Here is a 13864-nt window from a genome sequence, read left to right as displayed (position 1 = left end):
TTTGAGGGGCAAACCAGAAATTTCTTCTGTTGGACGGTTTCCTCAAAGGTTCACAAGGGTATATGGATTCAAACGGGGATGCAAAAAAATTGACTGACACGGGTTTTGTGCGGTCTTTTTTACAGGATAATTGGATGCAACGGCTTTCATCGGAATAATGGATCACAATTCCCTGATCAATCAACCGGACAAAGCTAAGGCTCCACTCCAACAGCCGCCAGAGGGTTATTAGGCAAAAAAAGACTTGCTGAATTTACCGGCAGTCTAGTAGAAATACGCGTAATACCAGGCAACGCATTATCATAAAATACGATTATCAACTAAAAGTTTAATTGCTATGTCATTGAAAGGGAAGACTATTTTTATCACCGGTGCCAGCAGAGGCATTGGTAAGGCAATGGCGCTGCGGTTTGCAGCGGATGGAGCGCGCATCATCATCGCCGCAAAGTCAACGGAAGAAAATCCTAAACTCGGCGGCACTATTTTTTCCGCAGCAGAAGAAATCAAAGCTGCCGGTGGAGAAGCGTTTGCGGTAAAATGCGATATCCGTTTTGAAGACCAGATCCAGGAAGCCGTGACCAAAGGCGCAGAACATTTCGGCGGCATAGACATGCTGATCAATAACGCGTCTGCTATCTCCCTTACACCTACAGAAAAAACGGAACCGAAGGCCTTTGACCTGATGCATGATATCAATGTGCGCGGAACATTCTTTGTAACCCAGGCCTGTCTTCCTTATCTCAAACAGGGAAACAACCCGCATATACTTACCTTATCTCCACCCGTTAACATCAAACCGAAATGGCTGGCCGGTCATATAGCGTATACCCTTGCGAAATACAACATGACATTGATGGCGCTGGGCTGGGCCGCTGAATTCAAAAAATATGGTATTGCCTCCAACGCGTTGTGGCCCATGACCACGATCGACACAGCCGCCGTTCGTAATTTGCTGGGTGGTGATACTTTGGTAAAAATGAGCCGCAAGCCCGATATTCTTTCCGATGCAGCTTATGCCATTTTCAACCGCAGCGCCGAAGAATGCACGGGCAATGCATTTCTTGATGAAGATGTATTAAAAGAAGAAGGTATTACCGACCTGGATAAGTATTCCGTTGTACCGGGAGCGAAGCTGTATAAGGACCTTTTTCTGGATTGAACGATCCGGCGAATGTGAAAATGTGCCGCCGCTTTGCGGCAGATGTGAAAATGTGGTGTAATTGACGGCTCATTTACACATTTCCACACTTTCACATTTACACATTTTTTAATAGGTATATCGCTAATAGCTACGAGGATAGGTAGTTTTAACACAATATCCTACCCTTCTGCACGGTGTTTGTACCCTTAACCTAAAATCAATGGTTATGGATAAAATGCAGAAGCTCGAAATGATGGACAAGATATTACGTGAACTGGAAGACGTGAAAAACAGTCAGACCGCTGTCCTCAAAAAAGTAGCCCAGATTGAAGCAGAAAACATTAACCTGGGTGTAGGATTATTGGATAAATCATTGCCGGATGTACATGGAAGTGTAGACGATGGCATTGAAGCGATAACTGAACTGATGGAGCAATTCCAGGCTCACCGCGACAAATTTGTAAAAGATAACAGACTGGATGCCGTGGAAGAAACGGCCTCTTAAAAAAAGCCCCGCGATTAGCGGGGTTTTTTTATAAGTCAAAAGTTAAAAAGTCAAAATTCAAAAGGCTGCCTATTGACGATTCACGATTCACGCTCTCCCTGTTGAATCTCGTCACTTTTCTCCGGCCTCATCTGCGGGAAGAACAACACATCCTGGATGGAGGGCTGATTGGTCAGCAACATACAAAGACGGTCGACGCCGAAACCAATACCAGAGGTCGGTGGCATACCATATTCCAATGCACGCAGGAAATCATAATCGATGAACATGGCTTCATCATCTCCACGTTCCATCAGTTTAACCTGGTCTTCAAAACGCTCACGCTGATCCACGGGATCGTTCAGCTCAGTATAGGCGTTCGCAATTTCCTTACCGTTTACGATCAGTTCAAAGCGCTCAACCAGTCCGGGTTTGCTACGGTGTTTCTTGGTCAGCGGACTCATTTCAACCGGGTAGTCGATGATGAAAGTCGGCTGTACATAGTGGTCTTCACATTTTTCACCAAAAATCACATCGATCAGCTTACCCTTGCCCATTGATTTATCAACGGGAAGATGTAAGGCAGCACATACTTCACGCAGACCGGTTTCATCCATTTCACTTACATCATAACCCGTATGTTCTTTGATCGCGTCGTAGATGCTGATACGTTTGAACGGCGCTTTAAATGAAACAGTTTGATCGCCTACCTGCAGATCGGTACTGCCACATACATCGAGCGCAGCTTTTTCCAGCAGTTGCTCGGTGGTTTCCATCATCCACAAATAATCTTTATACGCCACATAAAATTCAAGAATGGTAAACTCGGGGTTATGGGTGCGGTCCATGCCTTCGTTGCGGAAGTTGCGGCTGAATTCATATACCCAGTCAAACCCACCTACGATCAGGCGTTTGAGGTAAAGTTCGTTGGCAATACGCAGGTAGAACGGCACATCCAATGCATTGTGGTGCGTAATGAACGGACGAGCCAGTGCTCCACCGGGAATGCTCTGCAATACGGGTGTATCTACTTCCAGTCCGCCCCGGTCGTTGAGGAACTGGCGGATGGAATTGATCAGTTTGGTACGCTTCAGGAAGGTTTCCTTTACGTTGGGATTGATGATGAGATCGGCATAACGCTGACGGTAACGGAACTCGGGGTCTGTTACTTCGTCGAATACGTTTCCTTCTTCATCGCGCTTTACTACGGGCAGCGGCTTCAATGATTTGGCCAGCAGCGTGAGTGTTTGCGCATGTACGGATATTTCGCCGGTACGTGTGGTGAACACAAAACCTGTAACGCCGATGATATCACCGAGGTCGAGGCCGTGTTTTACCAATACATCCCATTCGCTTTTGTCTTCACCGGGATACAAATCGTCGCGGCGGATATACAATTGCAGAATGCCTTTGCTGTCCTGGATTTTTACGAAGAATACTTTTCCCTTGTCATTGATACTCATGACGCGTCCGGCCACACAAACATTGGCAAACGCATCTTTATTTTCTTCCGTGTAGCCTTCACGGATATCAACCGAATAGTTGGAAACGGGGTATAAAGGAGCGGGATAGGGGTCGATGCCGCCCGCCTGCAGCTTCGCAAGCTTTTCGCGCCGTACCTGTTCCTGCTCTGATAAGTGCTGTACACTCATGGGATCGTCTTGATTTTTTGAGAGGGCAAAGGTACTCCTTACGGCGCAGAACTGCAAAGCTGTGTCAGAAGCGCAGCCTGAACCCGATGGTCGGATAGCTGGCCTGGCTCATGCGCGGCATATTAATGTCGCCGATTTTTTCGGAACCAAAGGCCATATCGCCGCGCAAATACTTTCGTTTTTTATGTGCGGCCACCACAAAAAGAGGAATGCTGGTGAGGGCAAATGCGACACCGGCAATGAGCAAAATGACGCCTCCGATGATATTCATATTGGGCTTGTCCCAATTGTTGTTAGAGTTGTCGATGAGAATGATCCCGGTTGTAATGGCCGCAGCGCCAGCTACTCCTAACACAAAAGCGTTGGTTTTGAGCCGGTGTACCTGGTCTTCGATCTGTGACTGAGAGGGCATCGGACGGGCTTCGCGCGGGCGGATAGTGTCGGCAGAAGGGGTAAGAGCAGCCTGGGCCGTATAGGTCGCCAGGAAGGTCAGCAACAGCAGAATTGATCTCATAATGTTTAAATTCGGTAGAAAAATTACGTGTTTATGTTAAGGCAAGGTAAAGACACACAAAAAAATGGGACCGCTGCACACGAATTGGTCTGTTTGATCGTCAAATAGGCTGCACGGCCCTCTCTTATCGTAAAACAAATGAATGTATGAAGAAAACTTACCTTTTCGCGTTTATCCTGGCTACCCTTGCGGCTCCTCTTTACAGTTCTGCCCAGATCAAAATTCCGCAGGTATTGAAAAAAGGCTCGTCCGGCAAGGTGACCGAAGCCGAAGCTGGCCAGGGTGTTAAAGAAGCCCTTTCTCAGGGCGTGCTCAATGCCGTACTCAACCTCAACAAGACCGACGGCTTTTTCGGCAGCAATGTTTATAAAATGTTCCTCCCGGAAGATGCCCAGAAAATAGAAAAAACACTTCGCGCGGCGGGCATGGGTGCGCAGGTTGATAAAGCCATTCTCGCCATCAACCGCGGTGCGGAAGATGCGGTGGCTTACGCAAAACCCATTTTCCTCGATGCCATCAAGCAAATCACGGTTACCGATGCGCTGAAACTGGTTTCCGGTCAGAAAGATGCGATCACGCAATTCTTTAAATCAAAAACTACGGCGCAACTGACCGCAGCATTCCGCCCCTCCGTACAGTCTTCACTCGAAAAAGTGAATGCTACCAAATATTACACGGATATCGTTACCTCATACAATAATTTGCCTACCACCTTTAAAAAGATCAACCCCGACCTGACCGGCTATGTAGTAGACAGGGCCGTGGCAGCGTTGTTTGACCAGGTGGCGCAGGAAGAATCAAAGATCCGCGCCAATCCGATGGGACAGGCTTCGGATATTTTGAAGAAAGTGTTTGGGAAATGACAAATGTGAAAATTCAAAAGGCTATTGCGTAAACCTTGAGTCGTCAATAAGGCAATAAGTGAATGGTGAATAAAACTGCCATTCTCATTTTCAAATTTTCAAATCATCAAATTGGTAACTCCGCTGCCAACAATACCTGCCATGCATCGGCCACTTTTCCCTGCAGCAATAATGTGCGGGCGTGCAGATGCAATTCCTTTTCCAGGTCCTCGGGATTCAGGCTGTAATATTGAATGATCTGCTGAAGATGCGTATCGTGATAAGCAGCATCAACCACCGGCGGCTCGTGCACATTGGCCAATTGACCTAATTCATTTCCCGTAAGTATTTTACTGTTGCGGATGCCGGAGGGTAATTGATCGATGCCGATGCCGAGTTTGGTGTTGGGCTTTTCTACCATGAACAAATTGCTTTCGTTTACCCGGCAGTACCAGTCTCCGCCGAGGCGTGCCACCAGCGGCAGTTTACGCTGATCGATCTTTTTGTTTTCATCGAGCAGGCCGTCGGCAATATGCAACTGCAGTACTTCGCAGATAACGAGATTGCCCGCACCACCTTCAGTGCCGAGCGGTTTTATTTCGAGTACCCTGCATTCCAGTTTTACCGGGCTTTCCTTCACCATCGGCGGCTTCACTACAGTTCCCGCCTCCTGCGTAAATCCCGCTTTGATAAATTCGTTGACGCCCGCCGGATATTCACAACTGGCCAGCGATGTCTGCTGTACCATGTCTTCCGTTACCATATTAATAACAACCTCCGGCACTTCTTGGAGGTTTTCCAGCGTGTGTTTGGTGGTATTGTCGCGCACGCGCCGCGAAGGCGAAAAGATGACCACCGGTGGTTGGGAAGAAAAAAGATTGAAAAAACTAAAAGGGCTGAGGTTCACGTCACCTTTTGCATTGATGGTCGAGGCAAAACAGATCGGGCGCGGTGCAATGACATGCTGCAGGTAATATTGTCGTTCAACAGTGGAAAGCGTGGCAAGATCGAGGACCATACAATAATAATTAGGGCACAAAACTAGCGGTTAATGCGAAAGCGCCGAAACCAAATAGCACATTCAGAAAATATTCAGAATTGGTCTGTTAGATTTGTAAGGTGAAAGTGCTCATCATAGAAGACGAACCTGAGCTGGCCGCCAGTATCACGGATTATTTGTCGGGAGAAAGTTATCTCTGCGAAACGGCGGCCTCATTCCGGCAGGCCATCGAAAAAATCAACGCTTTCGAGTACGACTGCATCCTGCTCGACCTGATGCTGCCCGGCGGAAACGGACTCGATATTTTACAGGAAATAAAGCACCGCAAACGCGAAGAAGGAGTGATCATCATCTCCGCAAAAGATGCCGTTGAAGATAAAATAAAAGGACTGCAGATCGGCGCCGATGATTATATCAGCAAACCGTTTCACCTGGCCGAGCTGGCCGCCAGAATTTACTCGCTTATCCGCCGAAAGCAATTCAATAATACCAACGTGCTGCGCCAGGAAGAAATTGAAGTGAACCTGTTGGCGAAGACAGTACACGTGCATGGTAAAGTGGTGAATTTTACCCGTAAAGAACTGGACCTGCTGCTTTATTTCATGGCCAACCGCAACAGGGTCGTTTCTAAAACCGCCCTGGCCGAACACCTTTCCGGCGATATCGCCGATATGCTCGACAGTCACGATTTTGTTTACGCACATATCAAAAATCTCAAGAAAAAATTAGCAGAAGCCGGCGCAACCAACTACCTTAAGACAATCTATGGCTCCGGCTATAAGTGGGAATCATGACCAGGCTCCTCAATAAACCTCTCCGCGCATTTATCCTGTACTCACTGGTAGTGCTGGCTACCAGCATACCCGCCTATTATTTAATCATTGATTATATCTGGCGCCTTCAGCTCGATGAGCATAATCAACTCGTGAGTAAAAAAACACAGAATGAGTTGTCGACACTTTCCCTGAACGATACATTGCTGAAACAAAGTATCGAACTCTGGGATCGCATACAACCCGGCACCGCACTCGAGCCGGTGTCGCAGGCGGAAATGCGCCCCGACTCTATCTATACCGTTTTACGTCCTAATAAATATGATCCCGACGGATATATTAATCGCTTCAGGGGCTTATCCACCTATTTTATTCTTTATGGAAAACCTTACCGGCTGATTGTTGAAACGAATGTGGAAGAATCTGATGAAACCATTGCCGCGATCACCGTTGTCACTGTTTTCTTTTTCCTGCTGCTGCTCGGCGGGTTTATTATTTTAACTAAACGGATTTCCGTAAGGTTGTGGAAGCCGTTTTACCGAACGTTGGAAAAAGTACAGCATTTCAACCTCAGCCGTCAGCAAAACATTCAATTCGAAGACACGTCGATCAAAGAATTCAGAGAACTGAACGATGCATTGCAAAACCTCATCGAAGCCGACATGACAGCCTACCGTCTGCAAAAGGAGTTCACCGAAAATGCTTCACATGAATTGCAGACACCGTTGGCGATTATCCGCTCCAAACTGGACCTCCTGCTGCAATCCAGCACGCTCACAAACGAGCAATCCGATATCATCGAGCAGGCTACGCGCGCATTGTCACGCGTATCACGCATCAACCGTAATCTTTTGTTGCTGGCGCGTATCGAGAATAACCAATTTGCCGACAGGCAACAAATTGATCTCAGTGGCATCGTAAACGAAAACCTGCTGATGCTGGATGAACACTTATCCAATAAAGGCATTGAGCGGGAAAAAGATATCGATGATGCTATTCAGATTACCGGGAACAGAACATTGGTGGAAACGATGGTCAGTAATCTTTTACTCAATGCCATCCGGCACAGTCCGGCCGGCGGCAAAATAAAAGTGCAGTTGTCGGCGCGGCAGTTGCGCATCTCCAACAGTGGCAAAGGTCCGTTGAAGGAAGAAGGCCTGTTTCAGCGATTCAGCAACATTTCGCACGAAAGTCCGGGCAGCGGACTGGGGCTGGCCATTGTAAAACAGGTCTGCAACCGCTACGGCTGGGAAGTAAGCTATTCCTATTCACAAGATTTTCATGTATTTACGATCCGCTTCTGAATTCAGAATTTCTTCAAAATCGTTATTCAGCTTTGCAGTTGATTAACACACGCTCAATTGAAGAACGCAATGCTGAACCGCCACCGCTATGCGCCTGTTGCATGGCTGATTGTTATTGCCTTGTCCGTGTTCACCCTCACACGGCTGTTATTATTATTCAGTTTTTACAACGAGATCCGGCCATCCCTGGGCAGTTTCTTTACGGCGCTGCTTACCGGATTCGGCTATGATCTCATTACGGTGTTTTTTGTAGCGCTTCCGCTTGCGCTGCATATTGCTTTTACAAGCGAATGGATCTACAGCCGTTATGGCCGTTGGGTCATGATTGCCTTATTTGCTGCGGGTCTTTTCGTAATCTTCTTTACCGGGCTTATACCAAAAGAATTCAATAAACACCTGCCGCTTATCTTCGGCAGTTATATCCTGCTCCGGTTGCTGATCTTCCTGCTGTTGTTATACAAAGGACATGCATTCAGGCTTCGCTGGCGTGCCACGGTATTGCAGGGCTGGTTGCTCATCTTCGTGTTTCTTTTATTGTTCAATGCGGTGAGTGAATGGTTTTTCTGGGCCGAGTTCTCCGGGCGTTACAACTTTATTGCCGTTGATTATCTTGTTTACACGCATGAAGTGATCGGCAATATCCGCGAATCTTATCCCGTAGGATGGCTGATTGCTATTACGGCGTTGGTGGCCGGAGCCATTACCTGGTTGCTGCGTTCGGCTTACCGTAGTTCGGTTACGATGCCGGCTACCTGGCGCACGCATATCATCGCAGCCCTTATTCTTTTTGGACTACCGGCTTTGTCGGTGATGGCAGGCGACCCGGGTTGGAAAAATATTTCCAAAGACAATTATACACAGGAGCTGGGCGCAAATGGTTTTTATGAATTTGTAAGAGCCTTCGAGCAAAACGAACTGGACTTTTATCGTTATTACGAAACCATGCCCGACAAAGAGGCCATGAAACTGGTACGTGATAAACTCACCACTCCGTATACCACCTGGTCTTCCGATCCGATGAGCCTGGAGCGCACTATTCAATATCCCGGCGCGGAACAAAAAATGAATGTGGTGCTGATCAGTGTTGAAAGCCTGAGCGCGGACTTCATGGGGTCGTTTGGCAATGATAAGGGGCTGACTCCCGAACTCGATTCACTGGGGGCAAGAGGAATACTATTCAGGGGAATGTATGCGAGCGGCACGCGCACTGTACGTGGATTAGAATCATTGTCGCTTGCACTGCCGCCTACGCCGGGGCAAAGCATCGTCAAGCGTCCGGGTAACGAAAACCTGTTTTCGTTGGGAAGTATATTCCGCAGCAAGGGGTACATTACGCAATACCTTTATGGCGGCTATGGTTATTTTGATAACATGAATTATTTCTTTAGTCATAATGACTATGAGGTGATCGACCGCTCTGCGTTGCGCAGTGATGAAATACATTATGCCAATATCTGGGGCGTGGCCGATGAAGATCTTTTCACCCTGGCCCTTCGTACGTTTGACCAGAATTACGCCGCAGGCAAACCATTTTTCAGTCATGTGATGACGGTATCCAATCACCGCCCGTATACTTATCCCGAAGGAAGGATCGACATTCCTCCAACTGCTCACAGCCGCGATGGTGCAGTGAAATATACCGACTATGCAATCGGCGATTTTATCCGTCGCGCCTCATCGCATCCCTGGTTTAAAAATACCTTGTTCGTGATTGTAGCGGATCACTGTGCTTCGAGCGCGGGCAAATCTGCATTGCCTCCGAAAGGATACCATATTCCGCTGATCTTTTTTGCTCCCGGTCATATTGCGCCCACAGTGGATGATAAACTGATGGCACAGATCGATATAGCACCCAGCATTCTCGGTTTCCTGAACTTCGATTACAAAAGCCGCTTCTTCGGGCAGGATATTTTTCATATTCCCGAAAATGCAGAACGACGTGCATTCATCAGCACCTACCAGGGGCTTGGATTTCTGCGCGATAGTTTACTGGTGGTGCAGTCTCCGGTGAAAAAAATACAGGTATACCGTCCTGATTTTAAAAGCAGCCAGGCGCAGGAAGTGCCACGCGTTGACAGTCTGGTGCGCGAAGCGATGGCTTTTTATCAGACGGCCGCATGGGTAATACGTGAAGGAAAATATAAGATTCGCTGAAAGGGGGGAAATGTTCAGAATTTCTACAAAATCGCGGTTCAGTTTAGCATAAAATAAGCCACATGCGAAGCCTGTTCACCACCTTGCTGCTCCTGTCGTTTTCCGTGTTCTCGTTTGCACAACAGGACAGTACCCGGATCAACCAGCCTCTCCATTTTTCTATCCGTCAACTGCAACTGCCTGCGGGCCTGATCGCTGCGGGTATTCTCAGCAATGGAAGGTCATCGGAATCGGTAAAAAACGAAGTACTTGAAAGCCGCAACAAGAACATTCCCGGTTTTCATACCAAAATTGATAATTACCTGCAATATGCCCCGATTGCGTTGGCCTACGGGCTTGATGCATTTGGTGTGCCTTCGCGCAATGATCTGCTGAATCGTTCGGTCATATTGGCAAAGGGAGAACTGATCACGTTGGGCTCGGTGAATTTTCTTAAAAAAACAACCCACACGTTGAGACCGGACGGCACCACTTACAACTCTTTCCCTTCGGGCCATACGGCGCAGGCATTTGCGGCAGCTACTTTTTTATCAGAAGAATACAAAGACCGTTTGCCATGGATGCCTTATGCGGCATACGGAATTGCTTCATCTGTTGGTGTATTGCGCATGGCGAACAACCGGCATTATGTAAGCGATGTACTTGTCGGTGCCGGCATCGGTATTTTATCGATGAAGCTGGCGTACTGGACGCATCAATATAAATGGGGACGCAACAAACAGCGGCTTCTTCCTGTGTTTTGATTATAAATAAAAAGGCTGTCATTGACAGCCTTTTTATTTATTCGAGATAACCGAATTTCCCCTTGTTAAAATCATCATAGGCCTGTTGCACTTCTTCATAGGTATTCATGAGGAACGGCCCGTAGGCAAAGAGCGGTTCATCGATGGGTTCACCGCTCAAGACCAGGATCACACTGTCTTCCAGCGCTTCTACGGTGAAAGAGCTGCCGTTGTTTTCAAACAAAGCAAAATGATCAAGAGAAGCTTTTTCCGTATTGTTGATGCGGATGCCGCCTTGTACTACCAGCAAACCGGTATTGTAATGAGCGGGCAAATCGAGGTTCACCACGGCACCTTTTTTCACCCGCAGGTTATATGCTTCCATCGGGGTGAAAGTATGTGCAGGTCCTTTTACACCTTCATACGAACCGGCAATTACTTCAACGGTTCCCTGGTCGCCGGGTAAATGATACTGGCCCATTCTACCGCGTGTAATCTCCTGGTATTTGGGCGTGGTCATTTTATCTTTTTGCGGAAGATTGACCCAGAGTTGCACCATCTGAAAAGGTCCGCCGGTGCGGCTGTATTCCGCATCATGGTATTCTTTGTGCAGGATACCGGAGCCGGCGGTCATCCATTGCACATCACCCTCTCCGATCACACCGCTGTGGCCTGCGCTATCGTGGTGCGCCACTTTACCCTGGTAAGCGATGGTTACCGTTTCAAAGCCGCGGTGCGGGTGCACGCCAACGCCCCTTGGTGTTTCACGCGCTGCAAAATCAACCAGTGAATTATAATCGAGCAGAAAAAAGGGACTCATCCTTTTTTTGCCCATGTTGTATCCTCCGGGAAAAAAATTGTGTACCCGGAAGCCATCTCCCACCATATGCGGATCTGGGGGAGCCAATACCTGCTGAACAGTTTTGATAGCCATATCTAACTCCTTTGTTTTTTAAATGATAGAGCAAAGCTACGATGCGTGTTGGCGGGGGGCGTTGATGTATGGTAAGAACGGGAAACGTGAATCGTCAATGGTCAATCGTGAATCGTGAATCGTCAATAAAACAGCCGTTTCTTAGCGCCTTTGCTCCTTATGTCGCTTTGCATGGAACTTATCGAAGCGTCAGCCCATTGCGCCCTTGCTCCTTATTTCGCTTTGCGTGAAACCTGATTTTTCCTCTCAGCGAGGTAACAAAATCTCCCTCCCTTTGATATAAAGAAAAAATCGCGCTGCGGCGTGATGCATTGCTCATCAAACGCTTTGTATATGAAAACGCTAATCATCAGTTCATTTTGCCTCTTAATCAGTTATATGGTTGCTGCACAAACCAAAACCAGGGAGCCCGGCCAGTGGCAGGTGGGTGTTTTTGGTGGCGGCAGTCAACCGCTTGGTACTTATAAAGGAGAGATCGGAAAGGCCCGCATGGGTTATACGGCCGGACTTTTCGCCGATAAATATTTCGGGGGCAATCACTGGGGCATCGGTATCGACGCACGTTACCTGCAACATGGATTGCCTGCATTCGATTCGGTTTTTTTTGGTAATGGATATATTGCTACCACATTCAACTCTCCGAAATCATTCCGGCACATGGCTTTCACTTTAGGCCCTGTTTACCGCACCGCAATCGGTTCGCTGGAGATCGAGGCTTTTGCCAAAGCCGGTGTTATGCTGCAACAGTTTCCTGATTACACACAAACGATGACCTACACAACACCGCTCACCAGCGGTTCGATCGACATTTTTAGTACTGCCAATCCCAAAGATGATCCGAAGGCATGGGTAGGCGTAGGCGGTCTTCGCTTCAATTATAAACTCAACGATAATTGGGCGCTCTTCCTGCAGGGTGATTACCTGAGCACGATCAGCCGTCGCTTTTCAAAAGACAGCAGCGAGTACTATGTCAGCTATCGTCCTGCTTTGAAGCCGCTTAATGCAAATGACATCGTTGACGATCCCCTGGCTTTTTATGCAGAGAAACCTGAATATGCACGCACCTATACACAGGCCGTGAATCTCACTGCCGGCGTGAAATACATTTTTGGTAAAAAACATGAACCTGCGAAACCGAGGCCATTGCCTGAGGTAGCGCAAGAAGTAGCCAAAACACCGGCGCCTGCACCGAAGAAAGAAGAAATGAAGAAAGATATTCTTGTGGTAGTGAAAGACCGTCAGACCGGCCTGGCACTGAGCGGAGTGCGCGTTGATATTGCTTACGAGGGCAACACCTTTACGTCACTGACCAACGCCAACGGCGAGGCCGATCGCCTGAAAGAAGCCACGGAAGGAAGTTATGCCGCACATGGCGAGAAAAATGGCGTGGCCACCACAACAGTACTCATTACACCGGCCGACTTTAAACAAAGCGGCACCGTTATTTACAAGGAAGTTTTTCACGACGATCCGCGCTTTACACTCATCGGCGAGACCGTTGAATGCGCGAGCGAACAGAAATTGAAAAACATCAATACCACACTCACCAACAGCGGCTCGCATACCAACATGAGCCAGGTGTCCGATGGTGAAGGCAAGTTTATTTATCAGCTCGATCCCGCCACAGCCTATACGATTGTAGCAAACCAGGCCGGTAAATATTCACAAACAGAACAAGTAACCACTCAAGGACTTGATCGTACCAAGACACTTTATGTAAGCCTTAAATTAGGTGTATGTAACTTGCAGCAGGGATCGACCTGGGTGTTGAAGAATATTCTTTACGACCTGGATAAGAGTTTTATCCGCTCCGATGCAGCAACAGTACTGGATAATGTGGTCAATATAATGAAACAGAATCCAACCCTGCGGATAGAACTGTCGTCTCACACAGACAGTCGCGGAAGTGATGCCTATAACATGAGTCTTTCCCGCAGACGTGCAGAGGCCGCTGTGAACTACCTGGTGTCGAAAGGCGTGGAGAAGAACAGGCTTACCGCACGCGGTTACGGCGAAACAAAACCGCTCAACGAATGTGTGAATGGTATAAATTGTAGCGAAGACCAGCACCAGCAAAACAGAAGAACAGAAATCAAGGTGTTGTCTTATTAACTTATAATTCCCTGTGGCAACATGCATAAATACCCCGTCCTGTGCGGGGTATTTGCTTTTTTGCATATGTTGCTCCCGCAGGCAATACGGAGCCGCATTGTTTTTGCGAAGGGTCATGTGGCTCGTGGGTGGCCTGTTGGTCAGGAGACCAACAGGGGCTGCCTTCCTTTCTTTGAACGCGCATTTTCAATTGAAGAGAAGATCTCCCTCGTTGGTCTCCCGACCAACGAGC

Annotated in this window: 13 protein-coding genes; 9 read left to right on the top strand and 4 right to left on the bottom strand. The window is 47.9% G+C overall.

Features of this window, described 5'->3' with window-relative positions; translation table 11 throughout:
• The first annotated feature begins 337 nt into the window (after positions 1-337).
• Positions 338-1159 (top strand): SDR family oxidoreductase, encoded by an 822-nt coding sequence (locus H608_RS0120230; RefSeq protein ID WP_028789284.1) that lies wholly within the window; start codon positions 338-340, stop codon positions 1157-1159.
• A 208-nt stretch (positions 1160-1367) separates the two neighbouring features.
• Complete coding sequence (locus tag H608_RS0120225; RefSeq protein ID WP_028789283.1) at positions 1368-1646, top strand: hypothetical protein; 279 nt, start codon at positions 1368-1370, stop codon at positions 1644-1646.
• Between the two features lie 80 nt (positions 1647-1726).
• Here the strand turns inward: H608_RS0120225 and lysS are convergent, their stop codons facing one another.
• Positions 1727-3277 (bottom strand): lysine--tRNA ligase, encoded by a 1551-nt coding sequence (gene lysS, locus H608_RS23170; protein WP_038009275.1) that lies wholly within the window; start codon positions 3275-3277, stop codon positions 1727-1729.
• A 64-nt stretch (positions 3278-3341) separates the two neighbouring features.
• A complete protein-coding gene (locus tag H608_RS0120215) occupies positions 3342-3791 on the bottom strand; it encodes a hypothetical protein (RefSeq protein ID WP_028789282.1) in 450 nt (149 codons plus the stop codon).
• A gap of 146 nt (positions 3792-3937) precedes the next feature.
• On the opposite strand from H608_RS0120215, the gene H608_RS0120210 reads away from it, so the two are divergent.
• Positions 3938-4654 (top strand): DUF4197 domain-containing protein, encoded by a 717-nt coding sequence (locus H608_RS0120210; protein ID WP_028789281.1) that lies wholly within the window; start codon positions 3938-3940, stop codon positions 4652-4654.
• Between the two features lie 106 nt (positions 4655-4760).
• Here H608_RS0120210 and H608_RS0120205 read toward each other — a convergent pair whose 3' ends face one another.
• Positions 4761-5651, bottom strand: coding sequence for a flavin reductase family protein (locus tag H608_RS0120205; RefSeq protein WP_028789280.1), 891 nt, complete (start codon positions 5649-5651; stop codon positions 4761-4763).
• 101 nt (positions 5652-5752) lie between these two features.
• Between H608_RS0120205 and H608_RS0120200 the strand changes: the two genes are divergently transcribed.
• The 4 genes from H608_RS0120200 (at position 5753) to H608_RS23165 (ending at position 10607) form a co-directional block, all read left to right on the top strand.
• Entirely contained in the window at positions 5753-6427 is a 675-nt protein-coding gene (locus tag H608_RS0120200) for a response regulator transcription factor (protein ID WP_028789279.1), read from the top strand.
• Entirely contained in the window at positions 6424-7710 is a 1287-nt protein-coding gene (locus tag H608_RS0120195; protein ID WP_028789278.1) for a sensor histidine kinase, read from the top strand. The genes H608_RS0120200 and H608_RS0120195 overlap by 4 nt, the downstream gene beginning before the upstream one ends.
• A 57-nt stretch (positions 7711-7767) precedes the next feature.
• Entirely contained in the window at positions 7768-9864 is a 2097-nt protein-coding gene (locus H608_RS0120190; RefSeq protein WP_028789277.1) for an LTA synthase family protein, read from the top strand.
• Between the two features lie 62 nt (positions 9865-9926).
• A complete protein-coding gene (locus H608_RS23165; protein WP_038009273.1) occupies positions 9927-10607 on the top strand; it encodes a phosphatase PAP2 family protein in 681 nt (226 codons plus the stop codon).
• A gap of 37 nt (positions 10608-10644) precedes the next feature.
• Here the strand turns inward: H608_RS23165 and H608_RS0120180 are convergent, their stop codons facing one another.
• Positions 10645-11520, bottom strand: coding sequence for a pirin family protein (locus H608_RS0120180; RefSeq protein ID WP_028789276.1), 876 nt, complete (start codon positions 11518-11520; stop codon positions 10645-10647).
• A 333-nt stretch (positions 11521-11853) separates the two neighbouring features.
• Here H608_RS0120180 and H608_RS0120175 point away from each other — a divergent pair, with 333 nt between their 5' ends.
• Both H608_RS0120175 and H608_RS24700 read left to right on the top strand, forming a co-directional pair.
• Positions 11854-13632 carry an OmpA family protein gene (locus H608_RS0120175; RefSeq protein ID WP_028789275.1) on the top strand — a complete coding sequence of 593 codons (1779 nt, stop codon included), beginning with the start codon at positions 11854-11856 and terminating at the stop codon, positions 13630-13632.
• Positions 13633-13653: 21 nt separating this feature from the next.
• Positions 13654-13864 (top strand): hypothetical protein (locus H608_RS24700; protein WP_211227099.1); only part of this gene is annotated, 211 nt, incomplete at its 3' end.

It is taken from the genome of Terrimonas ferruginea DSM 30193 (assembly GCF_000425585.1).
Classification (GTDB): domain Bacteria; phylum Bacteroidota; class Bacteroidia; order Chitinophagales; family Chitinophagaceae; genus Terrimonas; species Terrimonas ferruginea.
The sequence above is the reverse complement of the archived record's forward strand: the minus strand, read 5'-3'. Positions and strand labels throughout refer to the sequence as shown.

Coding starts and splice junctions, on each gene's coding strand:
- H608_RS0120230 (WP_028789284.1), top strand. CDS start 338: ATGTCATTGAAAGGGAAGACTATTTTTATCACCGGTGCCAGCAGAGGC.
- H608_RS0120225 (WP_028789283.1), top strand. CDS start 1,368: ATGGATAAAATGCAGAAGCTCGAAATGATGGACAAGATATTACGTGAA.
- lysS (WP_038009275.1), bottom strand. CDS start 3,277: ATGAGTGTACAGCACTTATCAGAGCAGGAACAGGTACGGCGCGAAAAG.
- H608_RS0120215 (WP_028789282.1), bottom strand. CDS start 3,791: ATGAGATCAATTCTGCTGTTGCTGACCTTCCTGGCGACCTATACGGCC.
- H608_RS0120210 (WP_028789281.1), top strand. CDS start 3,938: ATGAAGAAAACTTACCTTTTCGCGTTTATCCTGGCTACCCTTGCGGCT.
- H608_RS0120205 (WP_028789280.1), bottom strand. CDS start 5,651: ATGGTCCTCGATCTTGCCACGCTTTCCACTGTTGAACGACAATATTAC.
- H608_RS0120195 (WP_028789278.1), top strand. CDS start 6,424: ATGACCAGGCTCCTCAATAAACCTCTCCGCGCATTTATCCTGTACTCA.
- H608_RS23165 (WP_038009273.1), top strand. CDS start 9,927: ATGCGAAGCCTGTTCACCACCTTGCTGCTCCTGTCGTTTTCCGTGTTC.
- H608_RS0120180 (WP_028789276.1), bottom strand. CDS start 11,520: ATGGCTATCAAAACTGTTCAGCAGGTATTGGCTCCCCCAGATCCGCAT.
- H608_RS0120175 (WP_028789275.1), top strand. CDS start 11,854: ATGAAAACGCTAATCATCAGTTCATTTTGCCTCTTAATCAGTTATATG.